The 18463-nt window shown below is 73.8% G+C and carries 15 protein-coding genes, 1 pseudogene and 1 riboswitch; of the genes and pseudogenes, 12 read left to right on the top strand and 4 right to left on the bottom strand.

Going from position 1 to position 18463, the window contains the following annotated elements; translation table 11 throughout:
- The first annotated feature begins 320 nt into the window (after positions 1-320).
- On the top strand, positions 321-650 hold the full coding sequence (locus ACXN5W_RS14695; RefSeq protein WP_473158825.1) for a hypothetical protein: 330 nt from the start codon (positions 321-323) through the stop codon (positions 648-650).
- 87 nt (positions 651-737) lie between these two features.
- Here the strand turns inward: ACXN5W_RS14695 and ACXN5W_RS14690 are convergent, their stop codons facing one another.
- Positions 738-1343, bottom strand: coding sequence for a carbonic anhydrase (locus ACXN5W_RS14690; RefSeq protein WP_473158824.1), 606 nt, complete (start codon positions 1341-1343; stop codon positions 738-740).
- A gap of 175 nt (positions 1344-1518) precedes the next feature.
- On the opposite strand from ACXN5W_RS14690, the pseudogene ACXN5W_RS14685 reads away from it, so the two are divergent.
- The 5 genes and pseudogenes from ACXN5W_RS14685 to ACXN5W_RS14665 all read left to right on the top strand — a co-directional run.
- Positions 1519-2466, top strand: a pseudogene (locus ACXN5W_RS14685) (alpha/beta fold hydrolase); the annotation flags it as partial.
- A 272-nt stretch (positions 2467-2738) separates the two neighbouring features.
- Complete coding sequence (locus ACXN5W_RS14680) at positions 2739-4856, top strand: HelD family protein (protein WP_473158823.1); 2118 nt, start codon at positions 2739-2741, stop codon at positions 4854-4856.
- Between the two features lie 135 nt (positions 4857-4991).
- Positions 4992-5906: a cation diffusion facilitator family transporter gene (locus tag ACXN5W_RS14675; protein ID WP_473158842.1), complete on the top strand. Its 915-nt coding sequence runs from the start codon at positions 4992-4994 to the stop codon at positions 5904-5906.
- A 142-nt stretch (positions 5907-6048) separates the two neighbouring features.
- Positions 6049-6180, top strand: a riboswitch (cyclic di-AMP (ydaO/yuaA leader).
- Between the two features lie 3 nt (positions 6181-6183).
- Positions 6184-7248, top strand: a complete 1065-nt coding sequence (locus ACXN5W_RS14670) for a coiled-coil domain-containing protein (RefSeq protein ID WP_473158822.1) — start codon at positions 6184-6186, stop codon at positions 7246-7248.
- A 136-nt stretch (positions 7249-7384) separates the two neighbouring features.
- A complete protein-coding gene (locus ACXN5W_RS14665; RefSeq protein WP_473158821.1) occupies positions 7385-7984 on the top strand; it encodes a hypothetical protein in 600 nt (199 codons plus the stop codon).
- Here the strand turns inward: ACXN5W_RS14665 and ACXN5W_RS14660 are convergent.
- The gene (locus tag ACXN5W_RS14660) at positions 7936-8301 is read right to left on the bottom strand and encodes an STAS domain-containing protein (RefSeq protein WP_473158820.1); all 366 of its coding nucleotides are present in this window, start codon (positions 8299-8301) and stop codon (positions 7936-7938) included. The two genes, ACXN5W_RS14665 and ACXN5W_RS14660, sit on opposite strands and share 49 nt — an antisense overlap.
- A gap of 547 nt (positions 8302-8848) precedes the next feature.
- Here ACXN5W_RS14660 and ACXN5W_RS14655 point away from each other — a divergent pair.
- The 3 genes from ACXN5W_RS14655 (at position 8849) to ACXN5W_RS14645 (ending at position 11469) form a co-directional block, all read left to right on the top strand.
- The gene (locus ACXN5W_RS14655; protein ID WP_473158819.1) at positions 8849-9277 is read left to right on the top strand and encodes a hypothetical protein; all 429 of its coding nucleotides are present in this window, start codon (positions 8849-8851) and stop codon (positions 9275-9277) included.
- Between the two features lie 851 nt (positions 9278-10128).
- Positions 10129-10797 carry a BON domain-containing protein gene (locus tag ACXN5W_RS14650; RefSeq protein ID WP_473158818.1) on the top strand — a complete coding sequence of 223 codons (669 nt, stop codon included), beginning with the start codon at positions 10129-10131 and terminating at the stop codon, positions 10795-10797.
- 72 nt (positions 10798-10869) lie between these two features.
- Complete coding sequence (locus ACXN5W_RS14645; RefSeq protein WP_473158817.1) at positions 10870-11469, top strand: DsbA family protein; 600 nt, start codon at positions 10870-10872, stop codon at positions 11467-11469.
- A gap of 67 nt (positions 11470-11536) precedes the next feature.
- Here the strand turns inward: ACXN5W_RS14645 and ACXN5W_RS14640 are convergent, their stop codons facing one another.
- Positions 11537-14392 (bottom strand): LuxR C-terminal-related transcriptional regulator, encoded by a 2856-nt coding sequence (locus ACXN5W_RS14640; protein WP_473158816.1) that lies wholly within the window; start codon positions 14390-14392, stop codon positions 11537-11539.
- 180 nt (positions 14393-14572) lie between these two features.
- On the opposite strand from ACXN5W_RS14640, the gene ACXN5W_RS14635 reads away from it, so the two are divergent.
- On the top strand, positions 14573-15754 hold the full coding sequence (locus ACXN5W_RS14635; RefSeq protein WP_473158815.1) for a saccharopine dehydrogenase family protein: 1182 nt from the start codon (positions 14573-14575) through the stop codon (positions 15752-15754).
- 27 nt (positions 15755-15781) lie between these two features.
- On the opposite strand, the gene ACXN5W_RS14630 is transcribed toward ACXN5W_RS14635, so the two are convergent.
- The gene (locus tag ACXN5W_RS14630; protein WP_473158814.1) at positions 15782-16501 is read right to left on the bottom strand and encodes a lysophospholipid acyltransferase family protein; all 720 of its coding nucleotides are present in this window, start codon (positions 16499-16501) and stop codon (positions 15782-15784) included.
- 84 nt (positions 16502-16585) lie between these two features.
- On the opposite strand from ACXN5W_RS14630, the gene ACXN5W_RS14625 reads away from it, so the two are divergent.
- Both ACXN5W_RS14625 and ACXN5W_RS14620 read left to right on the top strand, forming a co-directional pair.
- Positions 16586-17197, top strand: coding sequence for a TetR/AcrR family transcriptional regulator (locus ACXN5W_RS14625; protein ID WP_473158813.1), 612 nt, complete (start codon positions 16586-16588; stop codon positions 17195-17197).
- Positions 17198-17232: 35 nt separating this feature from the next.
- The gene (locus ACXN5W_RS14620; protein WP_473158812.1) at positions 17233-18360 is read left to right on the top strand and encodes a DNA polymerase III subunit beta family protein; all 1128 of its coding nucleotides are present in this window, start codon (positions 17233-17235) and stop codon (positions 18358-18360) included.
- The last annotated feature ends 103 nt before the right edge of the window (positions 18361-18463 follow it).

The following is an 18463-nucleotide window of genomic DNA, read 5'->3' as shown; positions in this document are numbered from 1 at the left end:
TGATGCGCCAGCGAATCGGAAAACTCGTACCGGAGAGACCGGGTGATCGTGCCGTACGGCTGGTCGGAATAGCCGGACCGGTAGCCGTGGTTGCCGTCTGTGTCGGTCGCGAAGTCGGAGCATGGCATCCGGCCGGTGATGAGGGTCGTGTAAAGTTGAGTTGGCGGCCTGTGCCGCCACGCATCCCCTCAGGCAACTCTGGCGACTGCGCCTATCCGGCAACGGTGTTCCGTGCAGGTGACCGCAGGTGACCGCGTCGGCGGCCCGTCGCCCCCGTCCCCGGACTTTCGTCCTCCCGTACGTCTGCAAGGAGTACCCCCGTGGCGAACAACACCTCCAAGACCGCGCGCGCATCCGTCCGCGCCGGGCAGGCCGGCCAGGGTGGCGCCCTGAGCGTGCTCGGTGAGTTCAAGTACCTGATCCCGCTCAACGGCGGCAAGCACGCCTACGTGCGCAACCTGACCAATGGCAAGACCGCGCACCTGCGCACCGACTCCGAGGCCTTCGTCGAGGAGATCCGGTCGCTGGCCGGCGCCGGGCACGCTGCCAAGATCCGCGCCGAGCTGAACGGGCTCGCCGCCGCGTACCCGTCGGACGGCTGGGACACCACCGAGAAGCGGCTGGTCGAGGCCGGCGTCTTCGGGGGCTGATCCCGCGACGAACCTGAAACGCCCCGCCGCGCTTCCGCGCGACGGGGCGTTTTCGGTATGTTTCGGCGGTTTCGGCGTGGTCGGGGCTCAGCCGAGCAGATCCACCCGGCCGGTGTCCAGGTCGTAGATCGCCCCGACCACCTCAACCGACCCGGCGGCCACGGCAGCCGCCAGCGGCTCCCGGGAGGCCAGCTCGGCGACGGTCCGACTGATGTGCCGGCGGGTGGCCGCGGAGGCCACGTCCGGGTCGTCCAGGCCCACGTCCAGGACCGCCGGGGCGATCTCGTCGACCAGATATCCCAGGGCGCCGTCCGGCCGTTCGCCGCTGCGCAACGCGCCCACCGTGGCGGCGACCGCACCACACCGCTCGTGTCCGAGCACCATGACCAGCGGCACCGCGAGAGCGGTCACCGCGAAGTCGATGGACCCGCGCACCGCCTGGTCCAGCACGTGCGCGCCGGACCGCACCACGCACATCGACCCGAATGTCTGGTCGAAGATCGCCTCAAGTGGCACCCGTGAGTCGATGCAGCCCACCACCACCGCACCTGGCTGTTGGCCACCGGAGGCGGCCGCGGCCGCCTTGACGTTGTGCCCGTGTATCGGTTGGCCGCTGATGAACCGCTGGTTCCCGGCGAGCAGATCGGCCAGTGCCGCCGCCGGGGTCCGCGAACTGACGGACCCGGGGGACATACTCGAAGGACGCTCTCCCGGCACGAGGGTGGGATCGCTCGATCGCGTCGACATCTAAACAGCTTGGCGCCTGAACCCCCCAACCGGGAAGCGGGTTGCGAGTCTTCTCACTTCGCCGGTTCGTCCCCCCCGCCGAGCGGGTAGATGCAACGTCCCAGTTCGATGGGGAGGCGGCATGCCGGAACAGGCCAGCTCCGGGACGCGCCGGGGCAGCCCGGACACGGTGCTCCGGGTCGCGCTCACCGACGGGGTCGACCTGCACGTCGAGATCACCGGCCCGGCGGACGCCCCGGCCACCGTCGTGCTGCTGCACGGCTGGACCCTGGACCGGCGGATCTGGCACCGTCAGGTGGCGGCCCTGCGCACCGAGTTCGGTCCCGACGTCCGGGTGATCAGCTACGACGCGCGCGGGCATGGTCGGTCCGGCCGCACCCCGCTGTGCGGGGCCACTCTGGGACGGCTCGGCGACGACCTGGCCGAGGTGCTCGACCAGCTGACCGCTGCCGGTCCGGTGATCCTCGCCGGCCACTCGCTCGGTGGGATGACCGTGCTGGAGTACGCCCATCGGCACCCCACCGCGTTCGCCGACCGGGTCGCGGGGCTGGTCCTCGTGTCCACCACGGCCGAGGGCCACGCGCACACGGCGTACGGCCTGCCGCCACGGATCACCCGGCTCATCCGGCTGGCCGAGACCACCGGCGCCGGCGTACTGGCCCGGTGCGGGACGTTCCGACCGCCGCACGCCCTGCTCCGGGCCCTGCGCCCGACGCTGCGCTGGCTGCTGTTCGGCGACCGGTGCGAGCCGACGGACATCCGGTTGACCACCTCGGCGGTGGCCCGCGCGTCACTGCGGTCGATCGGTGGCTTCCGCGCCTCGATCGGGGCGCAACGCCGGCTGGACACCCTCGCCGGGCTGCCCGACGTACCGATCGCGGCGCTGGTCGGCGACCGGGACCGGTTGACCCCGCCGCCGTGCGCCGAATCCATCGTCCGGACCCTGCCGGCGGTGGAGTTGACCGTCTGCCCGGGTGCCGGTCACATGCTCATGATGGAACGCCCGGCCGAGGTCAACGCCGCGTTGCTCGGCGTGGTCCGGCGGGCCCTGGCCGCGGCGCCCGCCCGGCGTCGTACCGGCCGACGCGGCCCGGCCCGGGCGGTACGACGCTCCGCGCCGAAGGCCCGCGTCCCGGCCGCCACGGCCGGTACCGGCACCCCGGTCGGCGCCGGCGGCACGGCCGGCGGTGGAGCCGCGCCCAAGGTCCGGACCGGCGCCGGCCACGCCGAGGCGGCCCCTCGGACGCGGCCGGCCCGGGGCGGCGACGTATCCTGATCGGTCCCCGATCGGCGCCCGCGCGCGATCCGGCCCGCCGCCCACCGCCGTCAGGAGCCCGCACGTTGACCGACCGCACCATCCTCGAACAGGAGATCGCCGCCGAGCAGCGGCACCTGGACCGGGTGTACGCCCGGCTGGCGCAACTGCGCCAGTCGGCCGCCCGAGCCGAGCGGGAGGGTTACCGGCTGGCCGGGGTGGGCAACTTCGGCGCGCTCGTCGAGCGGGACGCGATGGTCTACCACGCCGCCCGGCGTCGGCACGTGCTGGACGCCGAACACGAGGGGCTGGTCTTCGGTCGGCTCGACCTGCGGGACTCCTCCGTGCTGCACCTCGGGCGGCTCGGCGTACGTGGTGAGCACTCCGAGCCGCTGGTGGTGGACTGGCGCGCACCGGCCGCCGCGGCGTTCTACCAGGCCACCGCCGCCGACCCGCAGGGGGTGGTACGCCGGCGGATGATCTCCTCCAGCGCCGAGCGGGTGACCCGGATCGAGGACGACCTGCTCGACCCGACGGCCGCACCCGACGGGATGCGGGTGGTCGGCGACGGTGCGCTGCTGGCCACGCTGAGCCGGGTCACCGGCACCGGGATGCGGGACATCGTGGCCACCATCCAGCGGGAGCAGGACGAGGCGATCCGCTCCCCCGCCTCCGGTGTCACGATCGTGTCCGGCGGACCGGGCACCGGCAAGACCGCCGTGGCGCTGCACCGGGCGGCGTACCTGCTGTATTCGGACCGCGCCCGGTTCGCCGGCGGCGGGGTGCTGGTGGTCGGCCCCTCCGGGGTGTTCGTCAACTACATCTCCTCGGTGCTGCCCTCGCTGGGCGAGGACACCGCCACCCTGCACTCGCTCGGCTCGATGGTCGTCGGCCTGACCGCCACCCGCACCGAACCCGCGCCGGTGACCGGGGTGAAGGGGTCGCTGCGGATGCGCCGGGTGCTGGAACGCGCGGCCCGGGACGCGGTACCCGGTGGGCCGACCGAGCTGCGTCTGCTGTACCGGGGACGGCTGCTGCGGCTGCGCGCGGACGAGCTGGACCGGATCCGCGATCGGGCGCTGCCGCGCGGGGCGCGTCGCAACGAGGTACGGCGGGCCGGCATCGACGGCCTGTTCGCGGCGCTCTGGGCGCAGGCCCGCGAGGCCGGGGGCGGCAGTCCGTCCGGGCGGCGCGAGTTCGAGGACGAGCTGGCCGAGCGGTCCGACTTCCGGGACTTCATCCGCGCCTGGTGGCCCCGGCTGCACCCCTGGCACGTGCTGGCCTGGCTGGCCGATCCGGCGCGGCTGCGGTCGTACACCGCCGGCCTCCTGTCCCCGGCCGAGACCGAGCTGCTGGTCGACTCGTACCGGAAACTGGACGCCGAGGGTCCGTCCATCCCGGACGTGGCGCTGCTGGACGAGCTGGACGAGCTGATGGGCCGGCCACCGAGGCCGGCTCGCAAGCGTCGCGACCCGTTCCTGGTGGCGGGTGGGGTACGCGAGGTCAGCACGTACGCCGACCGGGAGCGCGCGGCCCGCGCCGAGACGGTCCGGCGGGACGAGGACTACCGGGAGTACGCGCACGTCGTGGTCGACGAGGCGCAGGACGTCTCGCCCATGCAGTGGCGGATGCTGGGTCGACGGGGCCGGCTGGCCTCGTGGACCGTGGTGGGTGACCCGGCGCAGACGGCGTGGACCGGTGACCCGGCGGAGCTGGTCCGGGCCCGGGACAAGGCGTTGGGGCGGCGGCAGCGGCACGAGTACACCCTGTCCACCAACTACCGGAACTCGGCCGAGATCTTCGCGGTGGCCGCCGAGGTGATCCGGGAGCTGGATCCGGACCTGGTGCTGCCGACCGCCGTACGCAGCACCGGTGTCCCGCCGGTGGCCCGCACCGTCCGCCCGGACGAGTTGCCGGCCGCCACGGTCGAGGCCACCGCCAAGCTGCTGACCGAGGTGGCGGGCACGGTCGGGGTGATCACCCCGGTACCGCGCCGGGACGAGGTGACGGACTGGCTGCGGGAGCTGTCCGGACCACGGTTGCAGGTGGTCAACGCGGTGCAGGCCAAGGGGATGGAGTACGACGGGGTGGTGCTGGTCGACCCCGCGGGAATCCGGGCCGACTCCCCGGCCGGGATCCGGACCCTGTACGTCGCCCTCTCCCGGGCCACCCAACGCCTCACCACCATCACGCTCACCTCCTGACCCTCGCCCGGTCAGCCGAGGACCACGTTCACAGCGCCGCCGACGGTCCGGCCCGCGGTCCAGGTGCCAGTTGCATATATAGCAATGTGAGCATAGCTTGGGTTGGGAGGGTGACCGGTGACGGAGGGTGGTCAGGTGGGCGCGGGGCACGACCATGGCGGACAGGTGCTGCGGGCCGCGGACCGGCACCGCGGACGACTGTGGGCGGCATTCGCCATCCTCGCCGCGCTGATGGTGGTCGAGGCGGTCGCCGCGCTGCTCACCGGCTCCCTCGCGCTGCTCTCCGACGCCGGGCACATGTTCACCGACGTGCTCGGCATCGGCATGGCACTGGCGGCCATCACCGCCGGCCGGCGGGCCGGTAACGACCCGCAGCGGACCTTCGGCCTCTACCGCCTCGAGGTGCTGGCGGCGCTGGCCAACGCCGTGCTGCTGTTCGGCGTGGCGCTGTACGTGCTGGCCGAGGCCATCCGCCGGTTCGGCGACCCGTCACCGGTGCGACCCGGCCCGATGCTGGTGGTGGCGTTCCTCGGGCTGACGGCCAACATCGCCGCCTTCGGCCTGCTGCGCGCGGGCGCCAGGGAGAGCATCAACGTGCGGGGCGCCTACCTCGAGGTGCTGGGTGATCTGCTCGGCTCGGTCGGGGTGATCGTGGCCGCCGGCACCATCGCGCTGACCGGCTGGTGGTGGACCGACCCGCTGGTGGCGGTGGGCATCGGCCTGTTCATCCTGCCCCGCACCTGGCGACTGGGGCGGGCCGCCGTCCGGATCCTGGTGCAGGCCGCACCCGAGCACCTGGACGTGCCGGCCGTGCGGGCCCGGTTGTGCGCGCTACCCGGCGTCGCCGACGTACACGACCTGCACGTCTGGACGCTGACCCCCGGCATGGAGGTGGCCTCGGCCCACCTGACGCTGCGGCCGGAGACGGAGGTCGGTGACGTGCTGACGGCGGCCCGGATCGCCCTGCACGAGGAGTTCCGGATCGAACACGCCACGTTGCAGGTGGAGCCGGCCGCCCGACCGGACGGCTGTGGCTCCGCCGGCTGGTGATTAGGGGACCCTTAAGTTTCGGCTGTCCAGGTGGACTTTTCTGACAATTACCCCAAGACATCGAGGTGTCGACGGAGCCACCTCGGCCCACCGGCCGTAAACTCGGCTCCGGTTTCCGCCGGGAGGCGCCCACCGGTGCCTGCGGAAACCGCCGCCTAATCGCCCTCGGGCGAGCCGGGGAACCACGTACCAGGGGTGCATCCGCGCAACCGCGGTAGGGATCTTCCGTCCCGAACCCGTCAGCTAACCCGGTCGGCGGCTGACGGAAGGACGCTTCATGGCACCTGCTGGACGTACCGTCGCGATTCTCGCGGCGTTCCTGGCGGCGGCACTGCCGCTCGCCGTGTCCCCCACCCCCGCCGCCGCGGCGCCGCTCGCCGGCCTGCGGGCCGCACCGATCGCCGGCCTGCGGGCCGCGCCTGGCGACACCGACAACGAGGGCGGATCGGCCAGCCTCCGGGAGCAGCTCGACGCCGCCTCCCGGGGCTACCTGGACGCCAGGGCGAAGCTCGACAACTCCACCAAGCGCCAGAAGGACCTGGCCAGACACCTGGGTGAACTCGCCGGCGAGGTGGAGATGCGCAGCCAGACCGTCGGCGAGCTGGCCGGGGCGGCGTACCGCACCGGGCGGCTCGGGCCGGTCACCGCCCTGCTCAACGCCACCTCACCGGACGGCTTCATCGACTCGGCGGCCCGGCTCCAGGCGGTGGCCGGCAACGAGGACCGGCAGCTACGGGCGTTGCTCGACACGCGCGATCAGGAGACCCGGGCCAAGGAGGCGATCGACAAGGAGATCGGTGAGCAGCGCACCCAGCTCGCCGTGATGGCCAAGCGCAAGCAGCAGGCCGAGCGGGCCCTCGCGGTCTCCGGTGGTGGCGGCAGCACCACGGGTACGGGTGGCACGTCCCGGGCCGTGGCCAAGCCCGCGCCCCGCAACTCCGACGGATCCTGGCCACCCGAGTCGTGCAGCGTCAACGACCCGACCACCTCGGGATGCATCACCCCGCGCACCCTGCACGCGATGAACGAGGCGAAGGCGGCCGGCTTCAACCACTTCGTCTCGTGCTACCGCAGCGGCGGATCCGGCGAACATCCCAAGGGCCGGGCCTGCGACTTCGCGGCCGCCAAGGGCGGGTTCGAGGGCGTCGCCACCGGTTCGGACAAGACGTACGGCAACAACCTGGCCGCGTACTTCATCAAGAACGCCAGCCGGCTGGGCGTGCTGTACGTGATCTGGTTCAGGCAGATCTGGCTGCCGAGCAGCGGCTGGAAGGCGTACAGCGGCGGCAACGGCGACCCGTCCAGCGACCACACCAACCACGTGCACCTGTCGGAATACTGACTCTGGCTGTCCCCGGCCCGCCTCCGGGCCGGGGCACCGGCCGTGACCGGCCACCGCCGGGTACGTCCGGTGTCGTACGCCGGAATCCGCTTCGGGCACCACGACGGGCGCCCGCTCGCCCGGCAGCATCGGCACCATGAGGATCTCGCCACGCGCCCGTAAGGCGTTGCTCACCGCCCACGTGGTCACCTCGGTCGGTTGGCTCGGTGCCGACCTCGTCCTGCTGACCTTCGGCATCGCCGGGCTGGTCGGGGCGGATCACGCGGTGGTCTACCCGGCGGCCCGGTTGGTCGCGACGGTGCTGTTCGCGCCGCTGTCCGTGGCGGTCTGGGTGATCGGACTGCTCAGCGGGCTGGTCACCCCGTGGGGCGTGCTGCGCTACAAGTGGGTCGTCGCCAAGCTGGTGCTGACCACCGCGATGCTGCTGCTGGTGCTGTTCCTGCTGGTGCCGATGGTCCAGCATCTCGCCGACGCCGGGGCGGCCGCGACGGCACGCGACCGCGCGGACCTGGTGATAGCGCCGACGGTCTCGTCCAGCCTGTTGATCTTCATGACCGCACTGTCCAGCTTCAAGCCGTGGGGCCGCACCCCTCGGGGACGCCGGACGCCGGGCACCGGCCAGGGCCGGCGGGACGCGAAGAAGAGCGGGATCCCAGGCGACGGCCGGAAGGCGGCCGGACGGCCCGCTCAGACCCCGGGCAGGGGCGCCTCGGAGGCGCTGGCGCCCGCGAAGTAGGGCTCGGGGGCGCCGAACAGCCCGAGCAGGCCGGTCACCCACAGCTGGCGGTGGACGAACCTGCTCGGCTCGGTCACCACGAGCTTGACGCCGCTGACCTCGGCCATCTGGAAGCCGCCCACCATCGCGCTGATGCCGACCGAGTCGATGAACGTGACCCGACGCATGTTGAGCTCGATCCGGGAGGGTCGGCCCTTGGCCAACACGCCCGCCACCGCTTCGCGCACCTCAAACGCCGTATCGACGTCGATCTCCCCTTCGGGCGAGATTTCCACGATTCCACCGGGCAGTATCGACGTGCTGATCGACAGGCTCACGCGAGCACCTCCACTCGCCCGTACCGGGCGCCTCTAGTACGCGGGCCGCGACCGAGCGTATTCCTCGCCGGCTCCGGTCGCCACCCCTCCGGCCGAGCAATCTATGCGGCCAGAGGGAATTACCCGGACATTTCCGGGCAACTCACCCAACGTTTCACCACGGCGCACCGGAGCCCTCGCTCCGATTGGGCCGCGGCATCCCACCCTAGCCGTCCCACGCCACCCCGCCAGTCGAATAGCCCGGCCCACCGCCGCTGACCACGGCAAAGACCCGGCAGTGGCATTCACCACGAGTCGCCCGCGTCACTCGCGAGCCGGTCAACGCGCCGGTCGACGGGCGGTCCGCATCGGCCAGCCGCGACGGGGCGTGCTGATATCCTGACCGTTCGTGATCGAGCGGTACGGCAAGATGCGATCACGAGGCGTGATCGCGAGTTTGCCACCGGGCCCACGGGGGCACCTCGGGGAAGGTAATCGCAACTGCGCCGAGCCGGACACATCTGTCCGATGTGGTCAGTGATGTTCGGCAGCCGAGGAGGGACCACCGATGTTCGGAACCAACCTGCTGGACCGCCGGGGCAGGACCGAGCGGATCGCCGACCAGGCGTGGGAACATCTGGTCGCCGCGGTCAACTCGGCCGGAGAGACCGTCCGTGACGCCGCGCTGGACACCGCTCAGTCGGCCCGGTCCGCGACGGCGGGGCTGACCGACGACGCGCGGGACCGGGTGGGGTCGGTGGCGGACGAGGCATGGCAACGCGCCAGCCGGGCGTTCGACGCGCTCGCCGGCCGGCGCCCCGGCCTGCCCTGGGCGTACCTGATCGGTGCCGGCCTGGTCGGCGTGGCCATCGGCTGGGCGGCTGGTACGGCGGCACGGACCGCCATGGCCAGGGACAACACCGCCCTCGGGTCGACCGATCAGGTCGAGTTCGTCGACGTGGACCGTCCGGGGTCACCGGTCGCCCGCGACAACTGAGGATCAGGCGAGGACACGCCAACCCGCGAACGCGCGGTCAGGCGTACCACCGGAAGCCGGGACCGCCGGCGACGACGCCGGGGCCGACGGGGTGGGGCTGCCGTCCGTTCCCCGGCTCGGCCCCGGTAACGCCGATGCGCTGGTCACCGGCGCGGTTTCCGGGGCGGAGGAACCCGTCGGCGACGGCGGGCCGACACCGTCCGTCGGGTTCGCGGTGCCGGTCGGTCCGCCGGTCGAGCTGGCCGGCGGCCAGGTCGGCGGGCCGGATGTGACGCCGCCCGGCGCCGGATCGGGCGGCCCTACCGGCATCGGCCTCGGCGCCGTCGGGCTGACGGATCCGTCGCCCCCCGGCCCCGGTGCGTCGGCGGGCCGCGACGCACCGCCGGAACCACCCGAGGTACCGATCCGGACCGTTGGCGGCCCGGTCCCGGACCAGCTCGCCTCCGCCGCGGGAGGCCGCATCGCCGGAACCGGCCGGTACAGCAGGCTGCCGATCCAGAGCGCCGGGCCGAATCCGGTCACCACGATGCCCGCGAAGAGGGCCGCCGCCTGCCGGTCCATCCGTCACCTCCGGACTGCCGAGGGTCCGGGCACCCGCCCCGGCGCCGTACGCCGTCGGGCACCGAACGGGATCATCGTGACACCCCACGACGTCGCCCGTCCGGGTCGTGCCGGACATCCGACCCGGCGGAAACGGCGCCGAAACATCCCTCATCCACGCCGGGTGAGGTCGGCTCACCGCCGTGCCGGGAACACTCGTGGTACGGCGGGCCCGGTGCGCCGCCGCGGACGCGACCGGCGCGACGCGAGCCGGCCGGTGATCAGGAACCGTCCACCGGAAGGAGCGACCCATGGTGACGGCGACGGCCGACCAGGACCTCCAGCGGAACGTCCTGGCCGAACTGGACTTCGATCCCCAACTGCGGCCGAACGAGATCGGCGTGGTGGTTTCCGACGGCGTGGTCACGTTGACCGGCTGGGTGGACAGCTACGCCCGACGGTGGGCCGCCGAACGGGCCGCGCACCGGCTGTCCGGGGTGCTCGCGGTCGCCAACGACATCGAGGTGCGGCTGAACAGCACCGACAACCGCAGCGACGCCGAGCTGGCCACCTCGGTACGGCGGGCGTTGGAGTGGGACGCCTTCGTACCGGTCGACGACCTCGACGTGACCGTCTCGGACGGTTGGGTGGTGCTGCGCGGTGAGGTGGAATGGGAGTACCAGCGACGCGCGGCGGAGCGTTCGGTCCGGCGGCTGACCGGGGTGGTCGGCCTGACCAACGGCGTCCGGGTGATGCCCCGGGTGCGGCCCAGCGCCGAGGAGCTGCACCGCCGGCTGCTCAGCGCCCTCGTCCGTACCGTGGCGGCCGACGCTGACCGGATCGACATCGAGGTACGCGAGGGTGCCGTCACGCTGCGCGGTTCCGTCCACTCCCGGCTGGAACGGCGGGAGGCCGAGGGCGTCGCCTGGTCGGCCCCGGGGGTCACGGACGTCCGGAACGAGCTGATCGTCTCGCTCTGACCCGACGTCCGGGTGCCGCTCCACCCGGTCCGGGTGATCCCGGATCACCCGCGCCGGGACCAGCATCGGACCATGACTGGTCGGGACGACCCCGCCATCGCGGGTGCCGGCATGGGCAACACGCCCCTGCAGGTGACGGTGAGTCGGCTGCGGGTGCCGGTGGATCCGGCCGACCATGTCCGCGGTCCGGCCGACGCTCCCGTCACCATCATCGAGTACGCCGACTTCCAGTGCCCGCACTGCGGCCAGGCCGCGGCCAGCCTGCGGGACGTGCTCCACCAGCGGGCGGACGTGGTACGGCTGGTGTTCCGGCACTTTCCCGTGGTCAACGTCCACCCGTACGCCGAGATGGCGGCCGAGACGGCGGAGGCGGCCGGCGGCCGGGACCGGTTCTGGCAAGTACACGACTGGTTGTTCGACCATCAGGAGCAACTCGACCCGGTCCACCTGTCGCTCGGGGCCCAGCAGGCAGGCGTCGACGTGGACGCCCTGTCCGCCGAGGTCAACGCGCACCACTGGCTGGACCGGGTGCGCGCGGACTTCGTGGGCGGCATCCGCAGCGGCGTGAACGGGACGCCCACGTTCTTCGTCAACGGAGTACGGCACGAGGGCGGGTACGCCCTGGCCGACCTGCTGGCCGCCATCGACGCCGCCGCCACCACCGGCGACTGACCGGAAAGGAAGGGCCCCCTGTTATCGGTTTCGGTATCGGAAGGGGCCCTTCCTAACGGTTCGGGAGTCAGATCAGGTGCAGCTCGCGAGCCCGGGTGACCGCCTCACGCCGGCGGCTGGCGTCAAGCTTGCGGTAGATGTTGCGGACATGCGTCTTGACCGTGTTCACCGACAGCGACAGCTCGCTCGCTATCTCCACGTTGGACAGGATGCTCTGCAGGTAGCGCAGCACGGTCAGCTCCCGCTCGGTCAGCGGCTCACCGAGCGCGACCGGGGCGACAGCACCGACCGGCGGCGGCTCGGTGCCCCGTAACACCTCGGCCAGCATTGGCCAGTGCCCGGTGCCGGCATCCAGTCGCGCGGCCAGCAACTCGCGGACCGACGGGTGGGACCGGGTGAACACCCGGCGGTAACCCTCCGGATCGGCGAGGTCGAGGACCCGTTCGACGATCCGGCCGGCCCGCCGGCCGTCACCGCCAGCCGAACCGGCCGAGCCAGCCGAACCGGCCGCGCCGGCCGAACCGGCCGAACCAGCCGAGCCAGCCGAACCGGCCCAGGCAGCCGAGCCGGCCAGAGCGGCCAGGGCGGCCAGCAGTCCGGCTTCCAGGCGTACCGGCAACGGGCAGTCGGCGGCGGACGGGCCGTCCCAGTCCGGCAGGGCCCGGGTCGCGGCGCCCGGATCTCCGGCCAGCAGCTCGACCCGGGCCAACTCGACTGCGATCGACGCGGTGGCGCCGGCGGCGGTCTGCGCGGCCGGGACCAGCAGGTTCCGCGCGCCGTCGAGATCACCGTTCGCGGTGCGCAACTGCGCCTCGGCGGCCAGCAGCGCGGCCGTGACCAGCGGCGCCGGCCGGTCCGCCAACCGCTGCCGCCCGGCCAGCACGGCCTGGAACCCACCGGCCAGATCGGCCCCGGCGGTCCGGAGCCGGGCCCGGACCAGCTCGACCAGGGCCGCGACCACGGGTTCGCACCGAGGGTCCAGCGCACCGTCGGCCAGCGCGAGCTGCGCCTCGGCCTCCGCGAGCCGGTCCCGCTCCGCGGCCACGATGGCCAGCGCGAGGTACGCGGGCGCGCAGTCGAGCGCGGACTGCCGGTCCCGGCACGGCGGCAGCGCCAGTGCGGTACGCGCGGATTCGTCGGCCGCGCGCAGCGCACCGCGTACCGCCTGGGTCAGCGCGAGTCGGGCGGTGGCCGCCAGTTCCGGCCGCCCCGGACCGTCCGAGCCGGCGACGGCGGCCCGCAGCTCGTCCTCGGCCGAGGTCAGCTCGCCGGCGCCCAGCCGGACCAGGCCGAGCGCCGTACGCGCCAGGGCCCGCGCGCCGGCCACGGTGCCCCGGTCGGGCAGCGTCGCGGGCGTACGGTCGACGGTGTCGGCCGGGTGATCGAGCGGCACGGGCCCGTGGTCGACGGTCTCGGCCGAGGGGTCCAGGGTGGCGAGCAGCCGCCGGGCGGCCGCCGCCACCGCGTGCGGATCACCGTCGAGCTGCGCGACGCCGAGCCGGAGGCCGGCGAGGATCACCGGTACGGTCCCGCCCCGTCGACCCGATCCCGACGACCCGGCCAGCCGGTCCGATCCGGACGACCCGGCCAGCCGGTCCAGGATGGCGACGACCGGCGCCGGGTCGCGCTCCCGGAGCAGGTCCGCCGCGTACGCCAGGGCCAGTTCCGGGTCACCGTCGAGGTCCGCCGGAGGTGCTGCCGGTACCGCGCCGGTGGGCTCGGCGGGGACCGCCGGGAGCAGCTCCGGCCAGTGGTCGAGCAGGATCCGGCGGGCCAACGGCCGGTCGTCGGCGATCAGTGCGTGCCGCAGTCCCGCCGCCGGCTGGTCGTGCGCCACCGCCCAGTCGGCGGCCCGGCGGTGCAGGTCACGCACCTCCCGCTCGGGCAGTCGGGCCAGTTCCCCGCGCAGGTGGTCGGCGAGCAGCCGGTGGCAGCGCCAGGTCGGCGGGCGGGTCCCCACCGGCAGCACGAACCCGGTCCGCTCCGCGCCGGCCAGCAGCTCGGCCGGGTCAGCGGGGCCGGGGCCGGCGGGGTCACCAGCGTCAGCGGGGTCAGCGGATTCACCGAGCGTGGCAAGCAGGTCGGCGGAGATCCGTTCGGCAACGGCGGCCCGGCGGAGCGCGTCCCTGGTCCGCTCCGGCAGCCCGGCCAGCACCTCGGCCCGCAGGTAACCGGCCACGCCCGGATCGTCGCCGCCGAACTCGGCCGCGTACCGGTCGGGGTCGGGGTGCTCGCGCAGGGCCAGGGCCGCGAGCCGCAGTCCGGCGGCCCAGCCCTCGGTACGGGCGACCAGCTCGGCGATCCGGTCGGCCGGCAGGCGCACCCGGTGTGCCACCAGCAGTTCCTCGGTCTCGGCCGGGGTGAACGCGAGTTCGGCGGCGCCGATCTCGGTGAGTTCCCCGCTCAGTCGCCAGCGGTGCAGCGCGAGGACCGGATCCGTCCGGGCGCCCAGCACCAGGCGCAACCGGCCCGCGCAGTGCCGCAGCAGGAAGTCCAGCCCGTCCAGCAGGTCGGGCTCGGCACCCCGGTGGACGTCGTCCAGGATCAGCACCGCCGGTTCGTCCCGCCGTGCGACCGCGCCCGCGAGCCGGTCGAGGAAGTCCGGGGTGGCCGGGTCACCGATCGCCGGACCGCCGGTGAGCGCGGTGGCCAGGTACGACCAGAGCCGGCCGGCCGGATCGGTGGGTTCGACGGTCAGCCACGCCACCGGCCGGGTACCGGTGGCCCGCTGCCAGGCGCTGAGCAGGACCGTCTTACCCCATCCGGCCGGGGCCGAGACGAGGGTGACCGGGCCGGCCGCGCCCGCGTCCAGCAACCGGTGCAGTCGGGGTCGGTCGACGAGCGCGTCGGGTACGGGCGGCGGGCTGAGCCGGCCGGCCAGCAGTGGCGGTGCCGTGAGGTCTCCGTGCTGATCCTGGAACACCTGTGGGTTACCTCCTCCGGTCGGCCGGTCGGATCCCCGGCCGGCCGCCCGGATTACCCGGGCCGAGCCGCTTCACCCCTTGCGGAGGAGTCCGGCTCACCCGACCGGCATCCACCCCCGGCCACAGCACCGGGCCGAGCCGACCGGGCGGCGGCGCCGGGTCGGTGCGAGACTGCGGAGGTGCCCACGGAACGCCCGTACGACCTCGTCCTGTTCGGTGCCACCGGCTTCACCGGCGGACTGACCGCCCGTTACCTGGCCGCCACCGTCCCGGCCGGCCTCCGGTGGGCGCTGGCCGGCCGTAACCGGGACCGGCTCGCGGCGCTGCGCCGGGATCTCGCCTCCGCCGAGCCACGGCTCGGTGAACTGCCGCTGCTGACCGCGGACGTCACCGACCCGGCCTCGCTGGCCCGGGTCGCGGCGGACAGCCGGGTGGTGGCCAGCACGGTCGGGCCCTTCCAACGGTACGGCGAGTCGCTGGTCGCGGCGTGCGCGGCGGCCGGCACCGACTACCTGGACATCACCGGCGAACCGGAGTTCGTCGACCGGATGTACCTGCGGCACCACGCCACCGCCGAGCGCACCGGCGCCCGGCTCGTGCACGCCTGCGGATTCGACTCCGTCCCGCACGACCTGGGGGCGTACTTCACGGTCCAGCGGCTGCCCCGGGACGTACCGATTGAGTTGTCCGGTTACGTCCGGGCCGGCGGACGGTTCTCGGCCGGTACGTACCATTCGGCCCTGCTCGCGATCTCCCGGCAGCGCGAGACGGCGGCGGTGGCCCGGGAACGCCGTGCGGCCCAGCCGGACCCGGTGGACCGGCGGATCCGGGCGGCGCCCGGCCGCCCCGGCCGGGTGGCCGAGCTGGGCATGTGGGCGCTGCCGCTGCCGACCATCGACCTGCTGGTGATCCGGCGGTCCGCAGCCGCGCTGCCGGTGTACGGGCCGGACTTCCGTTACTCGCACCACGCCGCCCTGCGGCACCTGCCCACCGCGCTGGCCGGGGTGGCGGGCCTGGCCGGGCTGGCTGGTCTGGTGCGGATTCCGCCGGCCAGGGACTGGCTGCTGGGCCGGCTGTCCGCCGGGCAGGGACCATCGGAACGGCAGCGGGCCAAGGGCTGGTTCAGCGTCCGGTTCCTGGGCACCGGTGGCGGCCGCCGGGTGGTCACCGAGGTCACCGGCCGGGACCCCGGGTACGACGAGACGGCGAAGATGCTCGGCGAGGCGGCGCTGTGTCTGGCGCTGGATCCGCTGCCGCCCTCGGCCGGCCAGGTCACCACGGCCGTCGCGATGGGCGACGCCCTGCTCGACCGGCTGATCCGGGCCGGCATCGGCTTCCGGGTGCTCGAAACCGCCGGCTGAGCAGACCCGTCGCCCCCGCCGCTCCGGTCACCGGTGGGTCGTCGGCGGGTCGTTGTAACCGGTGGCCCGGTCCTGCCCGGAGAGGGCGGCGATGGCCGCCATGATCTCGTCGGTCACGGCCCGGCGGGCTGCCGCGGTCGGCGGTGCGCCGTGTCCCCCGTCGGAGAGTGACCCGTCTCCCCCGTCGGAGCGTGGCCCGGTTCCCCCGCCGAAGAACAGCGGCGGGCCGAACCGCACGGTCACCCGGTGGATCCGGGGCAGCCGGGTCCCCGGTGGCTGGATCCGGTCGGTGCCGGTGAGCGCCACCGGCACCACCGGCACGCCCGCGCTGAGGGCCAACCAGCCGACCCCGGTCCGGCCCCGGTAGAGCCGCCCGTCCAGCGACCGGGTGCCCTCGGGATAGATGCCGAACGCCTCCCCCCGGTCCAGCACGTCGAGCGCGGTGTCCAGCGCGGCCCGGGCGGCCCGGTTGGCGCCGCGTTCGACCGGGACGGCGCCGAGCGCCCGGAAGAACCACCTGGCCAGCGTGCCCCGCACCCCGTGGCCGGTGAAGTACTCGGCCTTGGCCAGGAAGACCACCGGCCGGGGTGCCACGAGCGGGATGACGACGCTGTCCACGAAGGCGAGGTGGTTGCTGGCCAGGATCACCGGGCCGGTGGCCGGTACGTGGTGCCGGCCGGTGACCACCGGCCGGTAGACGAGCCGGGCCAGTGGTGCGAGCAGCAGCCGCGTGAACCGGTACAGCATGCGATCCCTCCCCCGAGTTGGAGAAGCAATATAGCGACCGAACGATCGGATGTTAAGACCGGCGCACCCGGCTATAGTGGCCCGGTGAGTCCCCGCGCCTCCGCCGCGGCCGCCCGACAGACCCGGGCGGCGATCCTGGCCCGTGCCGTCGAACTGGCCTCGACCACGGGCCTCGAAGGGCTCACCATCGGCCGGCTCGCCGCCGAGCTGGGCATGAGCAAATCCGGCCTGCTCGGCCACTTCGGCGCCAAGGAGACCCTGCAACTGCGGGTGCTCGACCACGCCGCCGACATCTTCTGGCGACAGGTGTGGGAGCCGGTCGCGGACCGACCGCCGGGCCTGCCCCGGCTGCTGGCGGTCTGCGACTCCTGGATCGGCTACCTGGAACGCGGCGTCTTCCCTGGTGGCTGCTTCTTCATCGCCGCCATCGCCGAGTTCGACGACCGTCCCGGGCCGGTCCGGGACGCGCTCGCCGGCTACGTCGTACGGTGGCAGCGCGAGCTGCGCTGGCAGGTGGAACGGGCGGTCCGGGCCGGTGACCTGCCGGCCGACACCGACGTGCCGCAGTTGCTGTTCGAGCTCGGCGGCGCGGTGATGGCGGTCAACCAGGCCCTGCGGATGCACTCCGACCCCGCCGCACCGGCCCGGGGTCGCCAGGCCATGGGACGGGCCCTCGGTGTGCCGGTGCGCACTTGACCCTCGACCCGGTCGAGGTCCCAGGATCTCTCGGCGTGGAGAGTGAGTTGCGCGGCATCGGCGCGATGGCCCGCGCCAGCGGGTTGTCGGTGAGCGCCCTGCGGTTCTACGACGGCGCCGGCGTACTGGTGCCGGCCGTGGTGGACCCGCAGACCGGCTACCGCTGGTACGCCGAGGACCAGCTGGTCCCGGCACGCCTGCTGGCCGGCCTGCGCCGGGTCGGCATGCCGCTGGCCGAGATCACCACGGTGCTCGCCCGGCGGCGGGACCCGGAGGCCGTCCGGGCGCTGCTCGACGCACACCTGCGCCGGCTGGAGGACGGTCTGACCGACGCCCGCCGCGAACTCTCCCGCGTCCACGCCCTGCTGATCCGCGAGGAGAACCCCATGCAGACCCGCTACACCGTTTCCGCTGTCGCGCTGGCCGCCGCCCTGGACGCCGTACGCTTCGCCGTCGCCAGCAGTCCCGAGACACCGGCGCTCTGCGGAGTCCTGTTCGAGCTGGCCGACGACGAGCTACGGCTGGTGGCGACCGACCGCTACCGGCTGGCCGTGTCCGCCGCGCCGCTGTCCGACCGGGCCGGACCGCCGGTCCGGCTCGTCGTGCCGACCGACCTGGTCGACGAGCTGCGGCGCCAGCTCGACGTCGCCGGCCCCGACGCCGGCTCGCGGGCCGATGTGGCGGCCGGTACCGGGGCCGATGTCGCGACCGGGGGAACCGTCGCGGTGGAGACGACCGGCCGGGACCTCGCGGTCGTGGTCGGTGGCCGGACGCTCACCGGCACGGCCGTCGAGGGCGAGTTCCCGGACGTGGCCCGGTTGCTCCGGGACATCGGGTCGGAGCAGCGTCGCCGGGTGACCGTCGACGGCGCCGCACTGCGGTCCGCGGTCCGGACCGGCGCCGCCGTGGTGCGGGAGCACAATGGCGTGTCCCGGGACATCGTGGTGCTGACTGTGGATCCGGCCGGCGGGGTCTCGGTGACCGATCCGGGCAGTGCCGCCGGGGAGTACGTCGGGGTGGACCGGGAGTTCCTGCTGGACGCCCTCGACGCGGGCGGACCGGGACAGCTCGTGCTGGAACTGGACGGTCCGATCCGGCCGCTGGCTGTCCGGCCGGCCACGGAACAGCGTTACTCGATCGTCATGCCGGTCCGGCTCGACTGACCGCTCTCCCCATCCGCCACACCCGGCCCAGCCGGCCCACCCGGTCCGTCGGCCGCATCCGGTGACGGAAACTCAACAGTCGTTGACATACCCCGATGACCCT

The organism is Plantactinospora sp. A48 (assembly GCF_055793945.1).
This window is presented reverse-complemented; position numbering and strand designations above follow the sequence as displayed.

Coding starts and splice junctions, on each gene's coding strand:
- ACXN5W_RS14690 (WP_473158824.1), bottom strand. CDS start 1,343: ATGTCCCCCGGGTCCGTCAGTTCGCGGACCCCGGCGGCGGCACTGGCC.
- ACXN5W_RS14670 (WP_473158822.1), top strand. CDS start 6,184: ATGGCACCTGCTGGACGTACCGTCGCGATTCTCGCGGCGTTCCTGGCG.
- ACXN5W_RS14665 (WP_473158821.1), top strand. CDS start 7,385: ATGAGGATCTCGCCACGCGCCCGTAAGGCGTTGCTCACCGCCCACGTG.
- ACXN5W_RS14655 (WP_473158819.1), top strand. CDS start 8,849: ATGTTCGGAACCAACCTGCTGGACCGCCGGGGCAGGACCGAGCGGATC.
- ACXN5W_RS14650 (WP_473158818.1), top strand. CDS start 10,129: ATGGTGACGGCGACGGCCGACCAGGACCTCCAGCGGAACGTCCTGGCC.
- ACXN5W_RS14645 (WP_473158817.1), top strand. CDS start 10,870: ATGACTGGTCGGGACGACCCCGCCATCGCGGGTGCCGGCATGGGCAAC.
- ACXN5W_RS14630 (WP_473158814.1), bottom strand. CDS start 16,501: ATGCTGTACCGGTTCACGCGGCTGCTGCTCGCACCACTGGCCCGGCTC.